This is a genomic window from Chryseobacterium gambrini, from assembly GCF_027920505.1.
GTDB lineage: Bacteria > Bacteroidota > Bacteroidia > Flavobacteriales > Weeksellaceae > Chryseobacterium > Chryseobacterium gambrini.
In genome coordinates this window covers 2,279,527-2,306,150 of sequence record NZ_CP115857.1, presented here as the reverse complement: position 1 = coordinate 2,306,150, position 26,624 = coordinate 2,279,527, and the positions used below count along the sequence as shown (strand labels likewise).

The window sequence follows — 26,624 nt, the reverse complement described above, 5'->3', positions numbered from 1 at the left end:
AACATCATGTCTGAGAGCAATCCTATTCCCGGTTTTTACTTTTCTGTAATCTTTGAATTATTGCCGCAATTTAGTGTGGATACAAAATTTCAAAGTGTTAACGGACTGAAAGTTACTATGGAAACTGAACCTTACACGGAAGGCGGACAGAATAAATTCAAGCATCATTTACCCTTACGTTCCGGATATCAGGATTTGGTTCTTAAAAGAGGACTTACCTCGGATATGTCTGGTTTATCGATGTGGTGCAGTCAGGCGTTGGAAGATTTTGTTTTCTATCCTGCCAATCTCATTATTTCTTTATTAAACGAAAAAGGAAATCCTCTGAAAGTCTGGTATGTATCACACGCCATTCCGTTAAGTTATGAATTCAGTGATTTCGATGCCGAACAGAATAAAATTGTCATTGAGACCATTACGTTGAAGTATAACTTTTTCAAAGAACTTCCGGTTCCTAATTTTTAATAATGATTAAAAAATGGCTATTCAGATTAAAGAATTACACATCAAAGTAAAGATTGAAGAAGAGCCGGTAAATTCTGCCCGTTCTCAGCAAACAGATCCTTTAAAAATACAGGAACTAAAATCGCAGCTCATTAAAGAGTGTACCCGTGAAGTATTGGAAAAACTTAAAGAAAGAAAAGAAAGATGATACAGGCAGCATTAGGAATTATAGACAAAATGAGGATAGAAGTATATGAAACGAGCGACTATAAAAAGACCCCTAAAAAAACCATTTTCGTACAGCTTAATCCAGAGAAATATACCCGCCGGAACAATGTCGTATTTTCTGAAGACCAACCGATAGGAGCATCTTCAGGCAACTTGGGATTCAATAAAATAGAAGGGGAGGAAGTAACGTTTGATTTTGTTTTTGACAGCTCGGGGGTAGTACCGCCGGGAAAAATAAAAGACGGAAAAGGAGAAATGTCTTTGCTGGATAAAGCAGGAGATGTCCTTGGTGCACTTTCACCCGCCATTGTCAATCCTTTTGCAGAAGTAAAATCTGTGGAAGAAGACGTTGAAGCATTTAAGAATCTTACCATTGGCTACAACGGCGATACTCATCAAACATCTTATTTGCAGATTCTTTGGGGAGGATTCAAGTTGCAGTGCCGTCTGAAAAGTATGGACATAGAATACACACTTTTCAGAAAAGACGGAAGACCTGTAAGAGCTAAAGTTAAATGTGTTTTTAAAGCAACCACAACTCATCAGATCATGGTTGCACAGCAGAACAAAACCTCTCCGGATCTTACACATCTCAGAACCGTTACGATGAATGACAAGCTGGCTTTGTTGGCAGAAAACATCTACGGAAATCCTTCTTATTATATAGATGTAGCTCAAGCCAATCAATTATTAAGCTTCAGAAAAACAGAAACCGGGCAAAACATTTCGTTTCCGCCCATTAAATAAAATGATATGCCAGTTCAACCTTATATACCGACGGATGATCTTCTAAAGCTGGAATTTTTAACAGAGGGAAGAGATAATGGGCTCGACGCTTTACTTAAAGAAGCACAGGTTACCTTTGAACTGAATAAAATACCTTTTGCAAAATTTACTTTTATCGCCTCAAATCCCGATGTAGATACGACAGCAGATCTACCGACAGATTTACTTAAAAAAGGACAGAAAATAGAACTAAAAGTAACGGTAAACAAAAAACCTCAGACTTTGTTCAGAGGATTTATTAAGTCTATTGAAAATAGCATCAGCGAAAGCTCTACTACGGTAAAAATAGAATGTAAAGATCAGGCTTATCAATTAACGAAACCATCTAATGAATCTGATGACAGTACTGAAACTTTCAAAGCAAAATTAGATAGATTTTTCTCTCAGGCTAATATTACAAATAAAATTGAATCAAAGGGACAAAGCTGGGAAGAAGAATACATCACCCGCAATCCTCATACAATCCCGTGGGATTATCTGGTAGGATTTTTAGACTCAATCGGGATGATGGTGAATGTAAGAAACGGAGAATTCAGTACTTTGGATATTTTAGAAGCCGTTCCAGAAGAAAAATATGCAGCAGAAAACGGAATCAATGTATTCATGTTTTCAGGAAGAGAAGACGAATCAAAAAAATTAAGCAAAGCTTCGATTGAATATTGGGATTCGTCTTCCCAGTCAATGGAAAAAATAGAAGCAGAACAGGAAGCTGAAAAAAATATAAAAACACTTACTCTTAATGAAAGCCGTTTTTTAACTTCTACAATGACAAGAATGGCAAATACATTTCTTAAAAGAAGCAATCACGCTGTCATTCAGGGAGAACTTTCAACCTTCGGAAATCTGGCAGCCAAAGCAGGAGATTTTTTGATTTGTAATAAAGTCAATAAAGAAATTGATAAAAAGAAATTATTAATCCGTAAAGAATACCACACCTTCGAAAATGCCAGTTGGAAAACCGAATACACTTTTGGGGTAGAATCAGAACAGTCTTTTACTGAAATCAATTCGCCATCCGTTCCTGCTCAACAGGCGCAAACCGGACAAACCAATTCGGTGAGCGGATTACAGATCGGCGTAGTTACTCAGATCGAAGAAGATCCGGATAATCAATTCAGAATAAAAGTAAGAATACCCACACTTTCTGAAAGCGGAGAAGGAGTCTGGGCGAGATTAGCCAATGTATTTTCAGGGAACGAAATGGGAAGCTTTTTTATCCCTAACGTGAATGATGAGGTGATTGTAGGATGTCTGGGAAATAATCCCGATACACCCATTATTTTAGGAAGTCTTTACAGTTCTCAAAATGCGATGCCGTTTCCGATTGAAAAAGTAAATTATACGAAAGCATTTGTAACCAAAGAAGGTACAAAAATACAGTTAGACGACGAGAAAAAATCTATTGAGCTCAGTACAAAAAAAGGCAATAAGCTTTTGATAAGCGATGATGAAAAAGGCTTTGTACTGGAAGACGAAAATGGAAACAAAATATTGATGAATGCAGACGGAATTACATTAGACAGCAGCAAAGATCTTATTCTTAAAGCCAGAATGGATTTCAAAATGGATTCGGCAAAAGCAGCGCTTTCGGCGTCTGCAACAATGGATGTAAAAGGATCAATCATAAAACTCAATTAAATTATGCCTGCAGCAGCAAGAACCGGCGACATGCACGTTTGCCCTATGGTTACAGGAACAGTACCACATGTTGGAGGTCCTGTTTTACCGGGAGGAAATTCTACCGTATTAATTGGCGGAATGCTTACTTCGGTAGTAGGAGACAGTTGCGTTTGCACAGGACCGCCCGATACGATTGTAAAAGGATCAGCAACGGTGCTTATTGGCGGAGTTCCTGCCGCAAGAATGGGAGATTCTACAGCACACGGAGGAACGATTGTTTTAGGTTGTCCCACAGTGATTATAGGAGATTAAAAAATTAAAAACTATGAAAACAGATGACTTTTTAGGAAAAGGATGGGGATTTCCTCCTGCTTTCAATACTGTTACCAGAACAGTTGAAACCGTTTCCGGCGAGAAAGATATACAGGAAAGTCTACAGATTTTACTGAGTACGCAGCTTACAGAAAGAATCATGCGTTCAGACTTTGGCTGTGATCTCACCCCGCTTCTGTTTGAAAACATTACGGTAACGCTCCTCACAAAAATTAAAGGCATTATTGAAAACGCCATTTTAACGTATGAACCAAGAATAGATATAAATGATATTTATTTTGGTTCAGAAACCAATGATACAAAAGGGATTATCAGGATTGAGATTGAATACACCATTCGTGCAACCAACTCAAGGCTGAACTATGTATTCCCATACTATCTAGAAGAAGGAACTCATATTAAAATCTGACATCATGGAAAATTGTTCTTCAAAAATATCAATCCATCAGGGAACGGGAACAACCCAAAATGCAAGGTTTTTATCAGCCTTACAACCCTCATATTTTCTTCTGGAAGAAAGAGAAGAGATAGATTATGTTGTATTGGCTCAGAAAATGGCTCAATACCTAAACTATTTTAATGAATCTGATTCTAATATTGCACAAAGCGACTGGTCATCATTTTTTGCTTATGAATCTACCGCAATTTTAGCCCGGATCTTTAAATGGAATATTGAAGATTATGAGAAAAAATACGAAAATGTTAGAAAATCTATTGCATTAATTAATGATAATGAAGTGCAGAAAAAACGGATCAGAGAAATTTTTGAAAAAATTCAGAAAGATTTTACCAGCCTTACAAACAAAATCGACACTTTAGATCATCAGATTTCAGTAAAAGAATTTTTATTAAGCTCCAAAAAAGAGATTGAAAAACAATTAAGCACTGTACTTTCAAAGATTTCAGACGAAAAATCAATCATCACTTTATTACAGAATTATCAGTTTAATAAAAATATTCAGAATCTTTTCGGATTGCTTTTGTATTGGAAAAACAGCACTGAAAAAGCATTCAATCAACAATTAGAAAGCTATCCTTCCCACACTCCGCATTATGCTTTGTTTCTGGCTTTTTTAAAACTTTTGGGCATTGCAAAAAATCACCTGAATGACTTTACAAAAAGACATCTGGATTTTTATTACAAAGACATTTTACAATTGCTTCCGCAGAAAGCACAACCGGATTTTGTTCATGTATTGATAGAACCTGCTGCCAACAAAAACGCTTTTCTATTACCGAAAAACACCATTTTCTCGGCAGGAAAAAATTCGTTGGGAAAAAATAAATTTTACGCTTCCACTTCAGATCATACGATTAATTCTGTAAAAATTAAATCATTTCTAAGCCATCATTTTGATCAGAATATCTGGAAAAAAACAGATTTATTTCCCTTAAACGCTAAGAATACTCCTTTTTCTGCTTTTCAGTCTTCAGAAAATACAGAAACAGGTTTGCTTTTGGCAAGTCCGTTATTTTACATGAAAGGCGGAGCAAGAACTATTACTTTGAAATTTGATCCTCATATTTTAGATCCGAATTCATTTGATTTTTGGATGACCGGAGAAAAAAAATGGGTAGAAATTACTCAGGAAAATAAAGAATTAACGCAGGATAAATATATTAAACTTACCATTCCTGCTTCCGAAAAAGCGATTGTTCCGTTTAATAAAGAAATTCATGAAGGAGAAGCAATTGAAACCATACATCCGATTCTTAAAATAATTCCTAAAAACAACACCGAAAAGATTGATTGCAAAACCCTTGAAATAGGAATCGCTGTAAACGGATTAAAAAACCTGATTGTTGCGACCGACACAGGAGTTGTAGATATTAATAAACCCTTCAAACCTTTTGGAGACTTCCCTAAAAACGGGAACGGATTTATTATCGGATGCAACGAATTTTTCATGAAGAAAGGTGCAACCGCAAAATTTTCAATCGAGAGCGATGCGTTGTCGTCTAATTTGTTAGCAGGGACGGTAAATTCTAACTTGGTAAATTCAAATATAACATCAAACAACGCTCAGGTTTCTAATAAAGTTTCGGCAATTCAATCAGTAACAGCAACAAATACAGCTTTGTTATTTCAAAACCTGACGATTCATAGAGCCAATATTTCTCATCGTCGTCTTGTTGACAATTCTTTATTATTTGAAATGAAGGATGGGAAATTTAGTAATGAAGGAAATAAAACTTTCAATTCTGTTTATACCAACAACAATCCTGTAAAAGAATATTTGGAAGACGAAATTCCTAACAAGGAAACGATTTCCGGATACATCAGAATTCAGCTAAATGATAGTAAATACGAGAAAGAAAAATTCTTAGAAAATTATATAAAAGCGGCTCAGGAAAAAATAACTTTGCCAGAAGTTCCTGTTATTCAGTCTTTGGTGATGAATTATTCTCTCACTCAAAAATATAATTTTAATGCTTCAGATGATGCTCTTAATACATTAGAATTTTATCATCTTTTACCTTTTGGATATGAAAAATTACGTCCTAACTCTTCGTTGTCATTAATTCCGGATTTGCCACAAAAAGGAGAAATCTATATCGGATTTGAAAATGCACAACCCGGAAACGGATTAAGCATTCTTGTTCAAATGGCAGAAGGAACAGCCAATCCGAGAAAAGAACCCGCCAAAATCTCTTGGGAATATTTGTCAGACAATCAGTGGAAACCAATAGACTCATACGATATTGGAGACGAAACACTCGGTCTACTGCAATCCGGAATCATTAACATTACCGTTCCTCATTTCGATAATTCGCAAACTGTTGTTTTACCTAAAAACCTGTTTTGGTTAAAAATTTCAGTGAATGAATTCGACAGAATCTGTCATTTTGTAGGCATTCACGAACAGGCTTTAAAAGCCGTTTTATTTGATTTTGAAAATAACGGGAGCGGTTTTCTGGAGGTTACACCAAAAGAGACGGTTTCAAAACTATATCAACCCAATCCTTTTGTTAAAAAAGTAAAACAGCCATATCCTTCTTTCGGAGGGAAAAAGCATGAAGAAGATACGCAATTGTACCAACGCAGCAGCGAAAGACTGAGACACAAACAAAGAGCGATCACTTCATGGGATTATGAAAGACTCATTTTACAGGAATTTCCGGAAGTGTACAGAGTGAAATGCTTAAACCATTACCGGTATGATTCAGAAAATGTTTCCAATGTTTCTGCGGGTTATGTAACGTTGATTCCGGTTGCAAAATCGCTTAATTCATCCACTGTTTGGGAATGGAAACCATTGTTAAGTTTAAGTACTTTACAACGTATCAAAAACAGAATCATGGGATTGTGTTCTCCGCACGTTCGTTTGTGTATAAAACCTCCTGTTTTAGAAAAAATCCAGATTGGCTGCAAAGTAAAATATAAGGATATTCCCGGAGCAGATATCCGTTTATATGCTAAAATGCTTGCAGAAACAATTAACCGCTACATCAGTCCTTGGGCTTACAGTGATATCGACATTGACTTTGGAAAAAAAATAGAATTATCCTCACTGATTCAGTTGATCGACAATCAGTCTTTTGTAGATTATATTATTGATTTTAAAGTCAATCACCTCATTCTGGATGATGAAGAAAATACAGTCATCAAAACAATGGCAGATGTAAAGGAAATTGTTCCGCAGACAGATTACACTTTGTTTATTCCGAATGATACCCATGAAATTAAAGAACTCAAAAACAACTGTTAACCATGAATCCCGAATATTACATACCGTCAGAAAGAATACTGAAGCCTTCGCAGGACTATAATTTTTTGCGAAAAGAAGGTTTAAAATATATTGAGAAACTGGGAAACACTTTCTGGACAGATTATAATGTACACGATCCGGGAATTACCATTTTGGAAGCACTTTCTTATGTGATAACGGAATTGGGATACAGAACAGATTTTGAGACTAAAGATCTTTTGACCAACAAAAACGGAAAAATCCTGAACGGTTCGTTTTTCCCTGCAAGAGAAATAATGACCAATTCTGCATTGACCGAACTGGATTACAGAAAGATTTTAATTGATATTGAGGGTGTTACAAATGCATGGTGTTTAGCAACCCAAAAAGCATCCGCCAAAATTGGTTACAATACACCCCATCCCGCAGAACAAAAGTTATACATCAATGTTTTAGAAGATAAATTGAGTTTTGATGCTAAAGATAAAAACAATACATCATTAGAACAGCTTTCCGTAAGAGGATTAAACAAAATTCTCATTGAGCTGGATGAAGATCTTGTTGAAGATTCTACAACAGAACTGGACTTTTTATTCTCCACTCTCGGAAAATGGGTAAAGGTGAAAATTACTCCTGAATTTTCTTCATGGAATAATCCTAAAGTCCCTCTTCTGAATAAAATGGATAAACCTTCCAAAATAAAAAACAAAAAAGTAGAGATAAAAGATAATACAGTGGTTATTGTTGTTGAAAGAACCACAGAGATCAATGATACTTTAAAATTTATCATCGAACCTTTTGATAAGAACGAACTTCAACAGGTAAAAGATCATTTTAGCACAGAAAAACCAATTTGTGATATTATTGGATTATTAAAAGATAGAAGTACAGAAGAAAAGAATAAAAAAATAAGAATTGAACAGATTTTCAGAACCATTCAGCAAAAGCTGCAGCAAAACAGAAACCTTACCGAAGATTTTCTTTGTGTGGAAACCGTTCAGAATGTAGAAATAAGTTTTTGTGTAGATGTAGAATTAGCTCAGGAAACCGATTCTGTAGAAGCAATGGCGCAGATTCAGATGGCGATTGAAAAAATTCTCAATCCTCCGGTTCGGTTTTATACCCTTTCGCAATTAATGGAACAAGGTTTAAATTCCACCGAAATATTTTTAGGACCAAAACTAAAACACGGTTTTCTCAATGACGAAGAACTGCAGAAAGCTCAGCTTCCGACCAGTATTCATGCTTCAGATATTATTGCCGCCATAATGGAAATTAAAGGAATTGTGTCTGTTGAAAACCTTTTGATGACAGCTTATAATTCTTTGGGACAACCGATTACAGGAAGTATGAACCAAAAATGGTGTCTGCATTTATCAGGCGAAGAAAAACCTTTGTTTTCTGCTGAGAAATCAAAAATATTGCTGTTTCAGAAAAACATTCCTTTCCTTTTATCTGAAAACAGCCGTATGTTGGTCGGTCAGAAAGTTCAGCAGCTTAAAGCTCAGATCAAAAATTATAAATTATATTCAGTTCAAAGCGATCTCCCTGTTCCGGAAGGAAAATTTTATCAATTGGATGAATATTACAGCGTTCAGGAAGAATTTCCGGTGAATTACGGATTGGGAGCCAACAAAATTTCTGATCAAGCGCCAGAAAAAAGAAAAGCTCAGGTAAAACAACTGAAAGCGTATCTGCATTTTTACGATCAAGTACTGGCAGATTTTTTCAGTCAGTTGTATCATGCTAAAAATATTCTGGATATTGAACCTGTAAAAAACACGTATTTTCCTAATTATCTGGATAAAAATCCGAAAACAGGAAAAGATTTTTATGCAAAAGAAATTTACAGCAATCAATTTAAAAATGCATTATTACACGGCGAATCAGAATTTGATGTTTCTCTGGAAGAATCGAAATCTGTTTTCAATGACAGAAGAAACCGTGCTTTAGATCATCTGATGGCTCGTTTCAGCGAAAGTTTTAACGATTATGTCTTTATGATGTACAAAGTAAGTCAGGATTCCGGAGGTTTGGGAGAAATGACTTTTCAGCCGCAGGATCTGGTTCACGATAAAGAAGAATTTTTAAAAAATTACGCCGAGATCAGTTCCGAAAGAGGTTTGGGAATAGATTATCTCAATGCAAAAATTACCAAGGATAAGTTCGGTTTTCAGGATTTCTGGGAAACAGATCACAGAGGAGGTTATGAAAAAAGAACTGCAAAATTATTGGGAATCAATAACGTCGGTTTAAAAGATATTGTAACAGAAGATGAGGTTCGGGCAGAATGGATGTTACCTTTAAAAATTAATCATCAGTCTGTTATCTGCAAAATTGTGCAGCCTGCAACAGATCTGGAAATAAAATGGAAATGGACACAGCGAAACCTGCTCGATACGGAAGTGTATTTTATCCATAAAAAAGGCAGCGGATTTTGCATTTATTTAGGCGAAAATCCTAAGAAAACAGCAGCCATAGATAAGACTTTTAAAAGCTATGAAGAAGCCTCGGAATTTTTGTATCAGCTGATTCAGTTACTCAACGAAGCGTATGAAAATTTCTACTGTCTGGAACATATTTTAGTAAGACCATTTCCTTATTTTAATAATGATAAAGAAGATCTTTTAACAGTTTGTCTCAAAGATGACTGTAAAGACGAAGCGAATAACGATCCTTATTCCTTTAAAGCAACCATTGTTTTGCCGGGATATTTATCGAGATTTAAAAATATTACTTTCAGAAGATATGCAGAGCAGATTTTCCGTCAGGAAGCTCCGGCTCATGTTTTACTGAAAATTTGCTGGGTAGGATATGAAGATATGCTGAATTTTCAGAAAGCGTATAAAAACTGGCTGGAAAACTACAGACATTTCAGACTTAAATATTGCAGCAAGACTTTAACTAAAAAAGATTGTACAACTTTTTATCAGTATCATAAAGTATTGATTGAAAAACTGAAAGAACTCAACACGATTTACCCTGAAGGAAATTTATACGATTGTAAGCTCAGCGAAACCACCAATCCGATTGTATTAGGCAACACCTCATTAGGAACTCTTTAAAAATTTTACCATCATGAAAACTCAAAACCCATCTAAATATCCTGTTTTTGAAGCCGATCAGGTTTTAAGCCAGAAACATCTGAACCGCGCCATCAGTTACCTTGAAGAACAAGACCGGCTTACCCGTGTCGGAGGCATCGGAGTTGGTATTATCTGTGGTCTGGAAATTTCGCATCCACAACCGAACCAGATTACCATAAGCTGCGGTACAGCCATTACTTCATTGGGATACCAGATCAATTGGGAAGAAAAAACGTTCAGTTATTATCATTCGATCGAATTATCTGCTGACTTTCTCGCTCCGAAATTTATCGATGGTGAATATCTGGAACTTACGTTACCTCTTGCCAAAAAATATGAGCCGTTAAAAAATTCGATAGAACTTTTACCGACCAATACGCTGGAAGTTGACCGAATTACGATCCCGAATAATTTTTTCAAAGATAAAATTGTCATTCTGCTGCTGGAAACTTCACTGATTGACGAAAAAAACTGTGTAACAACCAATTGCGACGATAAAGGTAAGAGAATTGAGTTTAAAATAAGACCGTTATTAATTTCCATTAATCAGTTAAATCCTTATTTATTTCCCGAATATCCGAAAGTGATGAACTTTGAAAAAATTTCATTACCGAGATATAATGTTCCTCATAATCAACTGATAACAGGTTCGGATGTTTTGAATGAATTTAAAAAGAATTTGGCAGATTCCGTAATCAGTAATGTTTCAGAGAAAATAAGTCTGGTTTACAAAAGTTACAAATCAATCATCAGTAATACCGTTGATTTCAATGTATTGAATAATCCTAAAACCGCTTTGGAAACGGTAATTAACGCCAATAAAGACAGCATTCATGTACAGTATTTATGGGATTGGATGTCGGATATTTCTTCCGCTTACAACGAAATTATAGAATTTAATGAGAGAAACCCTTCTTTATACTGTGTAGATGAAACCATGTTTCCTTTCCATGTTGTTTTAGGAAAAGCAGATGATGATAATATTAATTACCGAACTCCGTTTTTTTCCACTCAAAACAGCTCGTTAAAAAACAAACAGAAAAGAAAAGAGCTGTCTTTATTATTTGAAAGATTAGTTCATCTCATAAAATTTTGGATTACGGAAGATCATGTAATAAAGGTTACGCCTTCTTTTTACGGAGATTTCCCGCTTTCTAAAAAATCAATCCCTTTTTATTATGACTATATTTTAGAACTAAATAAAAAATGGAGTCCTAAGAAAACCGGAAAAAATAAAAATAACGAAATCCTTTCTTACCATTCTGAAGTTGCTTATTACACCACTTTGGATTGTGTAAAAAAACCTTTGCTGTATGACATTGAACCGTATAATTTCTTTAGGATTGAAGGGCATATTGGGAAAAAATATACTGATGTAGTGGAAGAGCTGAGTATTATGAAAAACAGCTACAATCTGCCGTTTAAAATCACGGCTTTGAATGCAACTGATTTTGTAGGAAAAGTATTGGATATCTCGAAATTTCAGGGAAGATGGGACGATTTGGAAACCGATTATGATTTAGCAAGAAAAAGATTATACAACATCACAGAATTTGTAGTCAACTGGATTACAAATAATAAAACAAAAATCGTTAAACAAAATTTACTGGCAGCAGAAAGTATTGATAATTTAAAAAATGTTTTAATTCAGATCAAAAACTTGCTGCCGAATGATTTGAAAGATTTTCTTCCCAATTTTGTTAATTTCAATCAGGTTTTCAAACAGTTAAATCAGACTTTCCTTATTCACAGATGGTGTATTCAGTCTACAAGATCTCAATTGTCAATCACAGCAGAAGATCTTATAGACCGATTTGATGATATTAATGAACTCTTTCTGGAAGATCCGTTTGCTGTAATTTATGAAGAATCTCAAATTCGTTGGCAGAAGATTTATAAAGATATTTTCTTTTCGACTTTTATTCAGAAACATCCCGGAATAGAACATAAAGCGGGTGTTACAAAAGGCGGAACTTTCATTTTAGTATATGTAGATTCTACGATTTTCAAAGCTGTAAAACCACTTTTGCCTTACACGCAGATCTTGACTTTACTCAAGAATTATCAGAATAATTTTACTCAGGTTCCGGTAAGTGTAAAACAGGATATTGAAGCAAGTATCAATTTTAAAGATTACACCACACAAATCATTAATCCGCCAATCGAAGAACTTGATAAATGCAAACAGGAAACCGAAAATATTAAAGCAAATATTCTGAAACTGGCAGATTTTAATATGTCTCCGACGTATACAAGAGAAATGAGATCTTATTTATTGGGAAATCTCTCTCATGCAATGCAGTTTCAGGTGAATACAGCGACCGATATTCCTAATCAGCAACTGGTGATCGCAGATTTTTTTCTTCCTTATCTATGTTGTGGTGAAGGAAATACGATTGAAATTAAAATAGAAAAATCTGAACCTTTGTCTATTTCAATGAAAACGCTAAAATATTGCAATACAGATGATAAAGAGTATGAAGTTGTGATAAAAGGAAAATCCGGCGGAATTTTTTCGGGAACGGCAAAAGATGCAATTGTTCAGAAAAGTGATAAATATTTCTTAAAACCAAATCATACATCCGTTAAAAAAGCAAGAAAATACACTTTACAGTATGAATTTGAAGGCGAATTGAGCAACAGCTTAGAAGTTGAGATTTCCGAACCAAAAGAAATTGCCAACTGGAGCGCTGTAAGGAATTCCAGAGATATTACGTCTTTTGAATTCATTAATTCTAATCAGGAAGATAAGCACGAATATGAGATCGATTTTGGTGATAAATCTGATAGAATGACCACCGATAAAAAATCTGTAATACATATTTTTCCATTCAACGAAAAAGTGAAAATCTTTACTGTAAATATCAAACAATTAGGCGAAATCTGCTCAAATACACAACAAATCATCGTAAAAATCGGAGATTTTAACAATCCTGATTTTGATGAAAATGACTTTGATACGCAAAAATAATAACCATAAAAACGAAATATCATGACAACAAGAAAGCAAGTAGAAGACAAAATAGAAACCATCAATGATGGCGGAAATAATACCGCAGCAGAAGTACGTGCTGTACTTACAGATTTATTAAATTATACAGAGAATATATCATTTCCTCCGACTCAAAATGTAGAGTTTTTTCACTTTTGGACAGAAGATAATCCTGTTATAGATAACCTAAAAAACGTTTTGTGGTATTCGATAAAAGGAATAAAAGATCAGTGGGTAAATATTACTTTTCGTATACAGATTAATAATAATGAATCCTCAGAGGGACTTTCAAATAATATATTTTCTTTCCCTTTAAATGAAAAAGATATAAAAGTGTTAGAATATCTAAAAAATATTATGCCTCTTAATAAAAAAAATGTACGATTTATTGTTCCGTATACAACTCTTATTAATGAACAGAGAATAGATTACCCACTTAGCACAAGTATCTATTTTCAGGAGAATAATATCATTTTTGATTTTAATAATGTTATAGCAAGCGAGAGAAAATCTGAAATAGAGATAGCAAAAGGAAATGCTTTTTCTTCGGTCTCTTTCCATTGTCCTCTATTTAGTTTTCTAAAAGGTAAAGATTAATTTAAAATCGATTACAGATGCATCTTCTCCTACAACATATTGTCGATATTCAATGCTCTTCTCAAGTTTTTGGAAAAGAGATACAAAATACATTATCCGATGTATTGGAGAAAGATTTTTATCCTAAACTGGAAGTCATTTTAGACCAATATTCAGTAGAAAATTACGAATGGGAAATTGAAAATCTGACGATTGAGTTACCCAATATTTCTCAAAAAGAATGGCGAAAAGAGCTTGTTTACCAAACTTTACTTAAAATTGAAGAATATCTGAAAAATCATTTTCCTGTTTTAGAATTAGATAAAACCGAAGAAAAATTAAGGAATTTCGGATTTGAATCACATGCGAAATTTTCCGAGAAATTATTTTTTGAATATTTGAAAACAGGAATTATTGCAGAAAATTCTTACTCGAAAAATATAGATGAAATTGTTGAAGCAATAGAAATTACAGAACAGTTTTGTGAAAAAATCATCAATATTTTTGATCAAAGCAAAACTGCATTAATCAGATTTTATTTTAATACTAAAGAATCTTTTAAAGAAAAAGTGAATTTTGAAATTTTAAAGCTTTCGAACGCAAAACAACTGCTTTCTCATGTTCTAAAAGATTTTTTTAACTCTAGAATTCAATTTTCTACCGTTGAAGAGCTGGAAAAGCGGCTTCATAATCAGCAAAATCTCTCTGAAAATAAAGATAAAGAGCAATACGATTTTAATGAAATTAAAAAAAACAGAGAAGGGACAATTAAATCTGATAATGAAGAGATAATAAATAAGGAAAAGAGTTCAAATGAAGTTGGTAACGAAAAACTTTCTCTGAATAAGGGTGAAATCCCTGAAAGTGATAAGGAAAATAGTGCTAACTTTAATGAAAACAACTATCAAAACCCGAAAAAAGATCAACAAGATATTCGTGAAAATATAAGAAAAGATACTTCAGAATTACAGATTTCATCTCTTTACATAGACAATGCAGGTCTTGTTATTCTGCATCCTTTTCTTTTAAACCTTTTCCAGAAACTGTATTTATGTAAAGGAGTGATTTGGACAGACAAAGAAAGTCAGCACAAAGCTGTTTTATTAACACAATATTTAATTACAGGTCAGGAAATTTTCTTTGAAAATGAATTGATTTTAAATAAACTGATGTGTGGCTTTCCTGTTGAAAATGTAATCGATACCAGACAAAAGCTCAGCAAAGAAGAAAAAGAAATTTGCAATGATTTGTTGTTAGTCGTCATAGAATATTGGTCTGTGATGAAAAACACATCGGTAGAAGCACTTAGAGAAACTTTTTTACAAAGAGCGGGAAAATTATCCGTGTCCGAAGTCCATTCTTCAGAACTGTGGGTGGAAGAAAAAGGAGTAGATGTTTTGTTATCCAGCTTACCATGGGGAATTGGCATGATACAGACACCTTGGATGGACCATTTTTTACATTGCTATTGGAACTAAAAACAATAAGATCATGGAAGCAGTAAACCTTCAAAGAGAACAAAAACAAACATCAAAAAAGAATAACTCAACATTTTTCAAACCTGCTATTCAAAAAAAACTGAGTGTAGGTTCTGCAAACGATTCCTACGAAGTAGAAGCCGATCAGGTTGCAGATAAAGTAATGAAAATGAGTGAACCTTCCCCACAAACTATCCATACTGGAGCATTGCTTCAAAGAAAATGCGCAGCCTGTGAAGAAGAAGAAAAACTCCAGATGAAACCTTTAGCAGAAAGTATTTCGCCACTTATCCAACGCTCGTCATCAGAAATTGGCGGAGTTGCACCAAGTCACGTAGAAAACCAAATCAATTCCAGCAGAGGAGGAGGAAGCGTAATGGATCATGAAACAAAAAACTTTATGGAAAGCCGTTTCGGAACAGATTTTTCCAATGTGAAAATCCATACAGGAAGCGAAGCAGTACAAATGAGCAGAGAACTGAACGCACAAGCTTTTGCTGTAGGAAATGATATTTATTTTAATGAAGGAAAATACAACCCAACTTCAGATTCGGGAAAACATTTGTTGGCGCATGAGTTGACGCATACGGTGCAGCAAACAGGTGGAGTTGGGCGGAAAGTGCAAAGATTTGCACATACTACGGCAGCTTCAGTAGATAGTCTTGAAATTGAACAATTTGAATCTGTAAGAATTCCCAATAGTTGGAATAATTTAAGGGCAAAACTTAGTCAGAGAGATCGTTTAATTACTCAAAGATTAAGTCTCGTCGCTTCTGGTTCTGCAGAGGAGACCTTATTATTAAATATGCAAAGTAGATGGGGAACATTTCGCACATTATTATCTGCGCCAGCTACCAACTCTGCTACAGTAAGATTACCAGTTCAGTCTATTATTGATAATGCAGTTGCCGACGAAAGAAGTGACAGAAGTGCATTAACTGGACAGTCAAACAGAATTTTACGTGCTGCTATACTTGAATTTATTAGCAGTCTTACTACTTTTTTAAATAACAGAGAAACCGTTGCAGATGAAAGAATTGAATATGCTCGGTTTGATACTCTTTTTAATGATCCACAAGTAGGAACACTGCTTTCGGCAATATCTGTTGCGAGATTTACTAGGGCTGACGTAAAAGCTCTAATAAGTCAAGAAACGGGAGATCTTACTAATACAGCCGTTCATGGTATTTCTTCGACAAAATCAGGAATTCGCTCCAATAGACGTAATGGACATGGTTTTGTTGGTCTTGGTCAACACTCAACAAGTGCAAGAGACGAGGCTATTGATTGGGCAAATGCAAATGGTGTTACAATAGCTGCAACTCCAGACCCTAGAAGAACACCAGCAACGTCAATTTTGTTAACTGCTGCTTATATTGGGAGAACAACAGATTTATTATTTGCTGCGTTGCCAAGTAATAAACCTTCGGGCGATGAACTAAAGAAAATGGTGTTTGCAAGTTATAATGGTGGTTTTAGGAGAGTAAGAGACGCTGCGAACAGTTTTTTATCTACGGCTTCTTCTCGAGATTATGATTGGAACGATATAAAGGATGAACCGAGAATAACTGGACAAATGAGAAACTATGTTGAAGAAATTGTTTCCAGATTGACTTAGTGGTAATCTTTAGCATACAAAATTGAATAAACAATGCTATTATGCTCTTTCAAAATTTAAAATCTTTCATAATTAATACTTTCACTTCTCAAACAGAAGGAGAAATGTTCGAAAATTATAATTTTCAAAATACTTTTTCGGATATTTTGAGGAGAGAAACCACTCACGATGAAGCTGTGATTTTATTATTGGCATTAGTCCCTCATGTTTTGCCGCATTTTTTTGATGACATTATTAAAGAAGTACATCCTGAAGGAGGCGAATTTCCAGAATTAGGCGGTGTAAGACTAGAAAACCACAGAGGAATGTTGCCAACAGGTGAAACAGCACAATATATTTTAGCAAAAGAAAATATTGAAAATCGTCTGAAAATTCAACAGCTTTTTGATAGCACTCATTGGTTTTTTAAAGACCAGATTATTACCCTAGATGCTGTAAAAGAAGGTGAGCCTTCAATGAGCGGAAGGCTTATTTTAAAGCCTGAAATCATACATTTATTGTTATACGGAGAAAAATTGAAACCTAAATTTAGCCAAGACTTTCCTGCAAAAGAAGTTTCCACTCAGTTACAATGGGAAGATTTGGTGGTAAGTCCCACTATTCAAAATCAGATTCATCAAATGAGACTTTGGATAAAGCATCACCGTACTTTACGGGAAAACTGGGGAATGGGAAAGCATCTTCTTCCGGGCTACAGGGCATTATTTTACGGACCTTCCGGAACAGGAAAAACATTAACAGCTACCTTATTGGGTAAAGAATTTGGCAGGGAAGTATATCGGGTAGATTTATCGCAAATCGTTTCGAAATATATCGGAGAAACAGAAAAAAATCTTGAAAAAATTTTTACTCAGGCAGAAAATAAAAACTGGATTTTGATTTTCGATGAAGCAGATGCTTTGTTTGGAAAACGTACTCAGACAAAATCTTCAAATGACCGGTATGCTAATCAGGAAGTGAGCTATTTATTGCAGAGAGTAGAGAATTTTAACGGATTGGTTATACTCACTACCAACTTTAAAAATAATATAGATGATGCTTTTTTACGCAGATTTAATTGTTTAATAAGTTATAATAAACCCAATGCTGAAGAAAGATTATTGCTTTGGCAAAAAATGATTCCCCTGAATGTTACTTTAGAAGATTCTGATATTTTACATAAAATTGCCACAAATTATGATTTAACCGGCGCTCAAATTATTTCTGCGATTACATACGCTTGCCTACAGGCAATTGAAGACAATACTGTGATGTTGAAAAATTCATTTTTATTAAAAGGTATAGAAGCAGAATACCAAAAAGAAGAAAAACCTATCATTTTTTAATCAGATGAATCTTTTAGGATAGAATAATATTTTTATAATCAATTTACTGTTCTTATTATTTTTTTATAATGGTAAGCTGTGTAGAAAATTTTAAAGATTAGACTTTATTTTATAAAAGAAAATTACATTAAAAAGGTAATTATAAACTTGTTTAAACTTTTTTACCGCAAAAGGAGCAAAAAATTTAAACACTTTAGTTTCTTAAGTTTAGTTTAATAGTTAAATGGAAAAAAAGTGCAACTAAGTTTTAAAAAATCAAAGATTTTTTCTCTTTGCAGACTATTGAAATATTTTAAATAAATCCAATAAAGTCTTTTGTATCCTTTAAGGTTAAATTTAAAATTAGTTTAAACAACTTCTATGTTAAAAAATGAACGTTGATAATTTTCTAACAAAAAATTATTTTATATTAATTATATTTGCAGAAACTTATAAACATGAAAATTGTTAATTACAATAACTTTCTTAAAGTTGGCAAAGAATGCAACTTAGTCAATTTCTTGTCTAATATTTTCTAAAAGGTCAATATAAATTTCTTAATACTTCCTAATTTAAATAATGTAAGATTACATTACTGCATTGATAATGTATTTATATTTATGAGATTGTACAAATTTTAACGAGTTTGAGCTGGAATAAACTGCCAGATCTCTAATTTTTAATATAAATCAATAATTCTTTAATAAACACTTTTACTTTAAATATTTTAACTATTAATTTTTATACAATTATGACAAAACAATTATTTATTGTTGTATTGATGAGTCTATTCACCACAAAAGCTTTTGCTGCAGATTTGTATGTTAGGAATGGAGGAGCAGGAGGAGCTTATTCTACTGTAACAGCTGCTATTAATGCGGCTGCAGAAGGAGATCGTATCATTATTCAGCCGAAAACAAACGGTTCTGCTTATGTTGAAAATCTTACAATAAACAAATCTTTAACATTTGTTTCCGAAACCGCCTATAATAGATATTTTATACAGGGAACAATTACTATTAGTCCTGCTGCAGGAAGAGTTGTAACCATAAGCAGTTTAAGCTCTGGTAACTTTACTATTTATAATATAGTTGCAGGTGGAGCAACAACAGGAGGCAGAACGACAATCAATCTTCTTAACTGTTACCTGAATAATGTGAATACTAACCAAGCTAATACGACTACAAATATTTCTGGATGTACCGTTTCTGGGGCAATTGCGTTTTCGCACGGAAGATGTACAGCAAACAAAGCACAAAATATTAATATAAACTCTACAGCCTCAGATACAAATCTCGCCACTTCAGATGTAGAAGTTTATGGCAATATATCAAGTTTTGGTATTACACATTCACAATCTAATTATAATTTTAAATTCTACAATAATTTTTTAAGCGCAATAACGGTGCTTGCAATTAAAACGGGTAGTTCTAACGAGATTATCAATAATACCGTTTATAATCCTAATGGAACTGATGTGGCTCCATTCTACATCAATTTAAATAATGGAAATACAGGAAATATTGCCATCATGAATAATGCATCTTCCTTCGTGTCTAGTGTGACAAATGCCTGTATTTATAATAACAATAACGCAATAGTAACGGCAACATATAATATGTTTACTAATGCATTTTTAACAGATGGTAATGTAACACAAAGTAATAATACAGGATCTGCTAACATGAATTTTAGTAATGTTAATTATACTGTAACAGGAATGAATGTAAATGCAGGAAATCCCGATTTAGAGTATACTGATTTAGATTTAACAAGAAATGATATTGGACACTATGGAGGTTCAAACAGTTGGTCTAATTATTGGCCGATAGATAATGCCGGCAAACCACAGGTTAATTATCTTTTAACTCCTAGATCTGTTTCTAGTGGTACTTTAAATATTAGTGGATCAGCATTTTCCAGATAATTCTTAAATATATAAAGTATGAGAAAATATATTTACAGTATCATTGCTTTGCTTATGGTAACATTGTGCTCTGCGCAATTATATGTAAGTCAGGCAGAATATTTTTGGGATAATGATCCGGGAACAGGAAATGGTACTCCGGTTTTGGCAACAGACGGGAATCTCAATAGTGCCTTTGAATATTTAACAAAAACAGGCATTTCAACGCCTGGAAATGGATTACATAAATTCTGTCTCCGTGTTAAAGATAATACTGGAGTCTGGGGACCTGTTTTCACTAATATTATTAGTGTTCAGCAAAATAATACATCCACAATAATGGCTGTTTCACAAGCCGAATACTTCTGGGATACAGATCCCGGAACAGGAAATGGAACTCCTGTTTTAGCAACTGATGGGAATTTTGACAGTACTTATGAACAACTAACCAAAACAGGAATCAGCTTACCATCTGCGGGATTACATGTTTTTAATATTCGTGTTAAAGATAATTCTGGAGTTTGGGGACCTGTTTTTAAAAATGTAATTAATGTTCAGTCAGCCACTGTTTCAGGTTGTTATCAAAAAATAGCTGGTGGAGCATATCATAACCTTGCCATAAAAAGCAATGGGACACTATGGACTTGGGGGCATAATGCTAACGGTGCTTTGGGTGATGGTACAACAATTGATAAAATCATACCAACTCAAATCGGGAATGCTGCTAATTGGAAATATATTACAGCTGGATACAGCGTATCATTTGCTATAAAAACAGATGGAACATTATGGGGTTGGGGTATAAATGAATATGGAGGCTTAGGCGACGGCACGACAGTAAAAAAGCTTATGCCAACACAAATTGGTGTAGCAGCTAACTGGAAGATTATTTCAAATTATGGCAGTCATTCAGTTGCGATAAAAGAAGACGGTACTTTGTGGGCTTGGGGATATAACGGTTTTGGACAATTAGGTGATGGAACTACAATAAATAGATATGTGCCTGTTCAAATCGGAACAGCAAACAATTGGGAAACGGTTTCAACAGGATCCTATCATACTGTAGCTATAAAATCTGATGGTACATTATGGGCTTGGGGATATAATCTTTCAGGACAATTAGGCTTTAGTGGTGTGTCTCAATATCTTCCAATTCAGGTGGGATCTGCTAACAATTGGAAAAGTGTAAACTGCGGAGATAATCATACACTTGCCATAAAAACCGACGGAACTCTTTGGGCTTGGGGAGGCAATGATTTCGGACAATTAGGAAATGGTAGTTATTCAACAGTATTTTATCCTATACAAATAGGTACAGCTAACAATTGGAAAAGCGTTGAAGCTGGACCGAAATATAGCTCAGCTATAAAAACAGATGGTACAATTTGGTCATGGGGATATAATGCTTATGGTCAGTTAGGACTTGGTAATTATACAACTACTATTAATCCTACACAAGTGGGAACAGCAAATGATTGGGAACAAATTTCTACTAATGGTTATCATGCAGTTGCATTAAAATATAACGGGAATTTGTGGGCTTGGGGAGATAATGAATTTGGAGAATTAGGAAATGGGACTATAAATAGTACCGCAAGTCCTATATTTATTGCTTGCCAAAATTTAGATGCAGTTAATTTCGAAAAAAGAGATCTTATTACAACTGTCTATCCAAATCCGGTAAATGATATATTGAATATCTCTTCTGATCAAAAAATAATCTTGATAACAGTTTTCAATGCATCAGGACAATTAATAATAACCAAAGTAATCAATGATAAAAACACAGCCATTGATGTTTCTGGCTTATTATCGGGAGTTTACACGGTGAAAATAGATGCTTATGACAAGAATGTGAAAACAGTGAAAGTGATCAAAAGATAATTTTCATAAATGATAGACACATTATGATTGCCTATTCTGGATCTTAATAAATAAAGGCTGTCCTTCGGGGGAACTCGATAGCGCGGATTTGTAATCCGTGCCTGTAATAGCAACCAAAACTTTGCAATCTGCAAAGTTTTGGTTTTTAAGAGGGCTTTCAAAAAAATGCAATTATAAAATCCCTAAAATGTTATCAGGCATAAAAAGACTTACTATTTTTGCATAGTTATTACATTAACTTTTAGAGCAGATGTAAATATAGTATGAGCGAAATAATGAGCGATTTCAAGAAATATACATCAAAGAAAAATAGGGATAATGCCGGAGAATTATTATTTTAACTCAGCAAGAAATTTTTAGATAGTGCATTGGTTATTGAAGTCGTTTTTATAGGATAGATATAGTCATAATTACAAATCCGCGACATCTGATACTTTATCTAAAACGTCTAATCAAATAAGAAAAATAATTCAAAAACAAAAGTAATGCTACTTATAGAAGATTTATTAAAAAACAAGTTAACATATATTTTAATTGTTTTGATAATTATAATATATAGTAGACAAACTCAAATTATTATTGATTTTTCCAAAATTTTAAATTACATGATATTTGTTTTTATTGTAATTATTTTATTCATTATAAATTTTTATTATGAAAAAAGAAAGAAAGGAAAAATGAATTTTTGGGTTAATTTGTTTGCTATAATATTCTTTTCTTTATTTTTTACTTTTGCAATTAAAATTCCATTAAACATAATAATTATTAATTCTAAGGAAAATATTGTTTTTAAAGAAGATTGTAAAATAATTAATTTTATATCTGGTAGATTCGATAGAATAGCGTTTTTAATGAATAATAAAGTGCACGAGATAGGATATAATAACGATTCTCATTTGACAAGAACAGTTATTAGAGATAATTATTTGTTGAGAATAGAATATAATAATTCGTTATTTGATACTAAAGTAATCAAAGAGTCTTCATTGGTTAAAAAATAATGGGTTCCCGATAGGTACCCCATAGCGCGGATTTGTAATCCGTGTCAGTAATAGCAACAAAAACTTTGCAATTTGCAAAGTTTTTGTTTTAAATAGATATTTTTACAAGGCTTTCACAAAAAATGCAATTATAGAATCTCTAAAATATTATCAGGCATAAAAAGACTTACTATTTTTGCATAGTTATTACATTAACTTTTAGAGCAAATGTAAATATAGGATGAGCGAAATAATGAGAGATTTCAAGAAATATACATCAAAGAAAAATAGGGATAATGCCGGAGAATTATTATTTTAACTCAGCAAGAAATTTTGCAGATTTAGATAGTATATTGAAGTAGATTTTATGAGATATAGTCTCAGTTACAAATCCGCGACATCCGAGAAGACAATTGGGACAGATATGCATGGAAATGCAAAAATTCACTTAGATGCTAGTTTTAATGTTAGGTCAGCATATCCTAAATAATAATTAAATAATGAATAAAGATTTTTTTGAAGAATTTTTTCATGACTTGTTGAGCTATGATCAAGTACTATTGGAACAATTATATGCTAAAATAAATAGTAATGATATTATTAACTTTAATAGATTTACTTTTGAAATTGTAGCGGATAATGTTTTAATATCAGATGATGTCTCTTATGATGAAATTGGGGTTGTTTCTCTTAATAAAAAGAAATTTCTAAGAATGTTATCAGAGCTTATCAGATCAAAGGATATTAATTTGCAAGGGTTGTAGCTTTATGTCAAAAATCTGATGAAATAGGTTCTTATAAGATAAATCATCCCATAGCGCGGATTTGTAATCCGTGCCTGTAATAGAACCGCGACATCCGATTAAAAAAGTGTCATGTAAGTCCCTTATAGAACTCTAACTACAGGTTTTAATTTAGTTACCAGATATGATGTAGGAGTTTCAAGAACATATACTATTTATATAAAAAACAATTTAATGATGCTCCATCATCGATTGGTAAATGGCTTTAGAAAAATATTAAATCTCCTCTTCAATTTAATTAAATTATGAAACGAAAAATAGGCTTAATTATCTGTTTAATAATTGTACTGATTTTTTTTCTTTTAACAAATCGTATAGATCATCAGAGTAATGCAAAGAGACTTGCAGAGGAACAATGTATTTTAGTAGTAGAAACACCACCTTCATCATATACCTCTGAAATGTTTAAAACTAAAGGCTACAACCCGATAACTAAGAAACCCTGCGAGTGTAATCACTATAATAGATGGTGGAGTTCATATAAAAATGAAATAGAAGTTGGTGATACTATTGTGAAGAAGAAAGGCGAGTTGGTTTTTAGCATCCATAAAAAAGATAGTATTATTAGCCATAAATATAAGCTCTAATAATCAAAAAAACCGATAGCACAAATTGATAATTCGTGCCTGTAATATAAGAATCCGTCTCACAATTATTTGTGTGGCGGATTTTAGATTTTGGGATAATTTATTTTCTTCAGGAAAAAGAAAAATATGCTCTGCTCAGATAAAATGCAGGCACAAAAAAAGCACCCTTTTTCAGATGCTTGTGTTTTTAGAATTATTCTTTTTTAAACTTCGTCGTCAGAATCGATGGTGTAAGATCTGCTTTTGAAGTCTTTGTCGTGTTTTTCTGATATTACATCCTCACCCTTCTCGTTAATGATGAAATCTGTGGACTCATTAAACATCTCCTGAAAACTCTTAAAATCTTCCTTATAAAGGTAAATTTTATGCTTCTCGAATGTAGCTTCTCCATTCTCTCCGAAATTCTTCTTACTTTCTGTAATCGTAAGATAATAATCTCCTGCTTTCGTCTCGCGCACATCAAAGAAATAAGTTCTTCTCCCTGCTTTTAACACCTTCGTGAAAATTTCATTTTCATGGCGTTCCTTGTATTCACTCATTGTTAGATATTTTTTAATCTTGTTAAGAACAAATATAAAAGTTTTCTTTTAATCACAAAATTTTTTTTATGATTTATTTAACATTTGTGAACGATTCTGCTATGCGGTTACGGAATTGTTAATTTCGGTTAAGTTAAGGATCTTATCAGCACGCTGTGCGCTAGACTCTCTGTGTGTGATGATTATAGAGGTTGCATTACGGATTTTACGGTCTATATTTTCAAGAATGTTCTGTTCTGTTTCAGTATCCAAAGCAGACAGGGAATCATCAAAAATAATGATATTAGGATCTTTAATCAGAGCCCTGGCAATACAGATTCGCTGTTTCTGACCTCCGGAAAGCATTACACCACGCTCTCCAACCATAGTTTTGTACTGTTCCTTGAACTCAACAATATTTTTGTCGACATCAGCAATTTTGGCATATTCCACCACTTTTTCATGAGAGGGTCTGTCGATGGCAAAACCGATGTTATTTTCAATGGAATCTGAGAACAGATAACTTTCCTGAGGAATATATCCGATGAAATTTCTGTAGTTTTCTAAATTATGTTCTTTTAAATTTTTACCGTCAATTAAAATTTCACCTTCAGTAGGATCAATCAAACGGCAGAGAAGCAATGCAATCGTAGATTTTCCGCTTCCGGTTTTTCCCATGATCGCTAAAGATTCTCCGGCTTTCAGAGTAAAACTTAGATTATCCAGAGCTCTGATTCCCGTATTCGGATAGACATAAGAAACATTTCGGAACTCAATATCGCCTTTAATTTCATATTTGTCGAAGTTTTTATTAACGATTTCAGATTTTTTATCCATGAATTCGTTAATTCTCTGCATGGAAGCTTCTGCTCTCTGATTCACAGATGTAACCCAACCAACCATTGAGAAAGGAAAAATAAGCGTATTGATATACATGAAAAAGTCGGCAATTTTACCGATGCTTAATTCTCCGGCAATGTATTTCTGTCCGCCGATCCAGATAATGGCAACATTCAGCAAACCGATAACGAATAAAATAATCGTAAAGAAATAAGCTTCAGTTTTTGCCAGATCCAAAGCTTTGTTCTGATAGTCGGTTACCTTCGTACCATAATTTTTTTTGATATAATTTTCCCTTGCAAAAAATTTCACCACGCGGATTCCCGAAAAACTGTCCTGTACAAAAGTAGAAATCGCCGACTGGCTTTTCTGCATGATCTTTGATTTCTGATTGATTATTGAGCTTACTTTATAAATAGCAAAGGATAAAATCGGAAGGGGAAGCAAAGTCCAGAGCGTCATCGAGACATCCGTGGTAAGCATATAAATTGCGGTAATCACCACAAGAACGATCAGATTGGCAACATACATCACGCCCGGACCAAGATACATCCTTACTGCAACCACATCTTCACTCAAACGGTTCATTAAATCTCCGATCGTGGTTTGTTTGTAATCCGTTAAAGATAAATCCTGATAATGTCTGTAGATTTTATTTTTAAGTTCATATTCTATTCTTCTTGAAGCCACAATAATCGTCTGTCGCATCATGAAAGTGAAAAATCCGGTGAGTAAAGAACAGCCGACAATAATGGCAACATAGACTAAAACCTGTCTGTTGAAGCCTAAATTCCCGTTTTTCGTAAGCTCGTCTACAGATTTTCCTACATACTGTACCTTATATATATTGAAAAAATTACTTGCAATGATGAATAATACTCCCCAGAACAACAATATTTTGTGCTTCCAGAAATAGGGGTTTAATGTTTTTAGCGCTTTCATAAAGTTTCAC

20 protein-coding genes are annotated in these 26,624 nt (G+C 33.7%); 18 read left to right on the top strand and 2 right to left on the bottom strand.

Annotation, left to right across the window (positions count from 1 at the left end; translation table 11 throughout):
- Positions 1-6 precede the first annotated feature (6 nt).
- From PFY09_RS10365 to PFY09_RS10280, 18 genes are all read left to right on the top strand, one after another.
- Complete coding sequence (locus tag PFY09_RS10365) at positions 7-465, top strand: phage tail protein (protein WP_076390628.1); 459 nt, start codon at positions 7-9, stop codon at positions 463-465.
- Between the two features lie 13 nt (positions 466-478).
- Positions 479-652: a DUF5908 family protein gene (locus tag PFY09_RS10360; protein WP_156099202.1), complete on the top strand. Its 174-nt coding sequence runs from the start codon at positions 479-481 to the stop codon at positions 650-652.
- Complete coding sequence (locus PFY09_RS10355; protein ID WP_076390629.1) at positions 649-1,419, top strand: CIS tube protein; 771 nt, start codon at positions 649-651, stop codon at positions 1,417-1,419. The genes PFY09_RS10360 and PFY09_RS10355 overlap by 4 nt, the downstream gene beginning before the upstream one ends.
- 6 nt (positions 1,420-1,425) lie before the next feature.
- A complete protein-coding gene (locus tag PFY09_RS10350) occupies positions 1,426-3,096 on the top strand; it encodes a phage baseplate assembly protein V (protein ID WP_271159652.1) in 1,671 nt (556 codons plus the stop codon).
- 3 nt (positions 3,097-3,099) lie between these two features.
- Positions 3,100-3,390 (top strand): PAAR domain-containing protein, encoded by a 291-nt coding sequence (locus tag PFY09_RS10345; RefSeq protein ID WP_271159651.1) that lies wholly within the window; start codon positions 3,100-3,102, stop codon positions 3,388-3,390.
- Positions 3,391-3,403: 13 nt separating this feature from the next.
- Positions 3,404-3,820: a GPW/gp25 family protein gene (locus PFY09_RS10340; RefSeq protein ID WP_271159650.1), complete on the top strand. Its 417-nt coding sequence runs from the start codon at positions 3,404-3,406 to the stop codon at positions 3,818-3,820.
- 4 nt (positions 3,821-3,824) lie between these two features.
- Positions 3,825-7,121 carry a hypothetical protein gene (locus tag PFY09_RS10335; RefSeq protein WP_271159649.1) on the top strand — a complete coding sequence of 1,099 codons (3,297 nt, stop codon included), beginning with the start codon at positions 3,825-3,827 and terminating at the stop codon, positions 7,119-7,121.
- Positions 7,122-7,123: 2 nt separating this feature from the next.
- Positions 7,124-10,165, top strand: coding sequence for a hypothetical protein (locus PFY09_RS10330; protein ID WP_271159648.1), 3,042 nt, complete (start codon positions 7,124-7,126; stop codon positions 10,163-10,165).
- Positions 10,166-10,178: 13 nt separating this feature from the next.
- Complete coding sequence (locus tag PFY09_RS10325) at positions 10,179-13,157, top strand: hypothetical protein (RefSeq protein ID WP_271159647.1); 2,979 nt, start codon at positions 10,179-10,181, stop codon at positions 13,155-13,157.
- A 21-nt stretch (positions 13,158-13,178) separates the two neighbouring features.
- Positions 13,179-13,775 carry a hypothetical protein gene (locus PFY09_RS10320; RefSeq protein WP_271159646.1) on the top strand — a complete coding sequence of 199 codons (597 nt, stop codon included), beginning with the start codon at positions 13,179-13,181 and terminating at the stop codon, positions 13,773-13,775.
- Positions 13,776-13,792: 17 nt separating this feature from the next.
- The gene (locus tag PFY09_RS10315) at positions 13,793-15,232 is read left to right on the top strand and encodes a contractile injection system tape measure protein (RefSeq protein ID WP_271159645.1); all 1,440 of its coding nucleotides are present in this window, start codon (positions 13,793-13,795) and stop codon (positions 15,230-15,232) included.
- Positions 15,233-15,245: 13 nt separating this feature from the next.
- Positions 15,246-16,850, top strand: coding sequence for an eCIS core domain-containing protein (locus PFY09_RS10310; protein WP_271159644.1), 1,605 nt, complete (start codon positions 15,246-15,248; stop codon positions 16,848-16,850).
- A gap of 104 nt (positions 16,851-16,954) precedes the next feature.
- Positions 16,955-18,175, top strand: a complete 1,221-nt coding sequence (locus PFY09_RS10305; protein WP_271159643.1) for an ATP-binding protein — start codon at positions 16,955-16,957, stop codon at positions 18,173-18,175.
- 730 nt (positions 18,176-18,905) lie between these two features.
- The gene (locus PFY09_RS10300; RefSeq protein ID WP_271159642.1) at positions 18,906-20,081 is read left to right on the top strand and encodes an autotransporter outer membrane beta-barrel domain-containing protein; all 1,176 of its coding nucleotides are present in this window, start codon (positions 18,906-18,908) and stop codon (positions 20,079-20,081) included.
- A gap of 18 nt (positions 20,082-20,099) precedes the next feature.
- Complete coding sequence (locus PFY09_RS10295) at positions 20,100-21,944, top strand: T9SS type A sorting domain-containing protein (RefSeq protein ID WP_271159641.1); 1,845 nt, start codon at positions 20,100-20,102, stop codon at positions 21,942-21,944.
- 485 nt (positions 21,945-22,429) lie between these two features.
- On the top strand, positions 22,430-22,945 hold the full coding sequence (locus PFY09_RS10290; protein WP_271159640.1) for a hypothetical protein: 516 nt from the start codon (positions 22,430-22,432) through the stop codon (positions 22,943-22,945).
- A gap of 479 nt (positions 22,946-23,424) precedes the next feature.
- Positions 23,425-23,688, top strand: a complete 264-nt coding sequence (locus PFY09_RS10285) for a hypothetical protein (protein ID WP_271159639.1) — start codon at positions 23,425-23,427, stop codon at positions 23,686-23,688.
- A 284-nt stretch (positions 23,689-23,972) separates the two neighbouring features.
- Positions 23,973-24,314, top strand: a complete 342-nt coding sequence (locus PFY09_RS10280; RefSeq protein ID WP_271159638.1) for a hypothetical protein — start codon at positions 23,973-23,975, stop codon at positions 24,312-24,314.
- A gap of 203 nt (positions 24,315-24,517) precedes the next feature.
- Here the strand turns inward: PFY09_RS10280 and PFY09_RS10275 are convergent, their stop codons facing one another.
- On the bottom strand, positions 24,518-24,853 hold the full coding sequence (locus PFY09_RS10275; protein WP_002976288.1) for a DUF3276 family protein: 336 nt from the start codon (positions 24,851-24,853) through the stop codon (positions 24,518-24,520).
- 99 nt (positions 24,854-24,952) lie between these two features.
- Entirely contained in the window at positions 24,953-26,614 is a 1,662-nt protein-coding gene (locus PFY09_RS10270; protein ID WP_076390650.1) for an ABC transporter ATP-binding protein, read from the bottom strand.
- Between the last annotated feature and the right edge of the window lie 10 nt (positions 26,615-26,624).

Bases quoted from the DNA above. Each gene is read 5' to 3' on its own strand.
- PFY09_RS10365 (WP_076390628.1), top strand. From the start codon at position 7: ATGTCTGAGAGCAATCCTATTCCCGGTTTTTACTTTTCTGTAATCTTT.
- PFY09_RS10360 (WP_156099202.1), top strand. From the start codon at position 479: ATGGCTATTCAGATTAAAGAATTACACATCAAAGTAAAGATTGAAGAA.
- PFY09_RS10355 (WP_076390629.1), top strand. From the start codon at position 649: ATGATACAGGCAGCATTAGGAATTATAGACAAAATGAGGATAGAAGTA.
- PFY09_RS10350 (WP_271159652.1), top strand. From the start codon at position 1,426: ATGCCAGTTCAACCTTATATACCGACGGATGATCTTCTAAAGCTGGAA.
- PFY09_RS10345 (WP_271159651.1), top strand. From the start codon at position 3,100: ATGCCTGCAGCAGCAAGAACCGGCGACATGCACGTTTGCCCTATGGTT.
- PFY09_RS10340 (WP_271159650.1), top strand. From the start codon at position 3,404: ATGAAAACAGATGACTTTTTAGGAAAAGGATGGGGATTTCCTCCTGCT.
- PFY09_RS10335 (WP_271159649.1), top strand. From the start codon at position 3,825: ATGGAAAATTGTTCTTCAAAAATATCAATCCATCAGGGAACGGGAACA.
- PFY09_RS10330 (WP_271159648.1), top strand. From the start codon at position 7,124: ATGAATCCCGAATATTACATACCGTCAGAAAGAATACTGAAGCCTTCG.
- PFY09_RS10325 (WP_271159647.1), top strand. From the start codon at position 10,179: ATGAAAACTCAAAACCCATCTAAATATCCTGTTTTTGAAGCCGATCAG.
- PFY09_RS10320 (WP_271159646.1), top strand. From the start codon at position 13,179: ATGACAACAAGAAAGCAAGTAGAAGACAAAATAGAAACCATCAATGAT.
- PFY09_RS10315 (WP_271159645.1), top strand. From the start codon at position 13,793: ATGCATCTTCTCCTACAACATATTGTCGATATTCAATGCTCTTCTCAA.
- PFY09_RS10310 (WP_271159644.1), top strand. From the start codon at position 15,246: ATGGAAGCAGTAAACCTTCAAAGAGAACAAAAACAAACATCAAAAAAG.
- PFY09_RS10305 (WP_271159643.1), top strand. From the start codon at position 16,955: ATGTTCGAAAATTATAATTTTCAAAATACTTTTTCGGATATTTTGAGG.
- PFY09_RS10300 (WP_271159642.1), top strand. From the start codon at position 18,906: ATGACAAAACAATTATTTATTGTTGTATTGATGAGTCTATTCACCACA.
- PFY09_RS10295 (WP_271159641.1), top strand. From the start codon at position 20,100: ATGAGAAAATATATTTACAGTATCATTGCTTTGCTTATGGTAACATTG.
- PFY09_RS10290 (WP_271159640.1), top strand. From the start codon at position 22,430: ATGCTACTTATAGAAGATTTATTAAAAAACAAGTTAACATATATTTTA.
- PFY09_RS10285 (WP_271159639.1), top strand. From the start codon at position 23,425: ATGAATAAAGATTTTTTTGAAGAATTTTTTCATGACTTGTTGAGCTAT.
- PFY09_RS10280 (WP_271159638.1), top strand. From the start codon at position 23,973: ATGAAACGAAAAATAGGCTTAATTATCTGTTTAATAATTGTACTGATT.
- PFY09_RS10275 (WP_002976288.1), bottom strand. From the start codon at position 24,853: ATGAGTGAATACAAGGAACGCCATGAAAATGAAATTTTCACGAAGGTG.
- PFY09_RS10270 (WP_076390650.1), bottom strand. From the start codon at position 26,614: ATGAAAGCGCTAAAAACATTAAACCCCTATTTCTGGAAGCACAAAATA.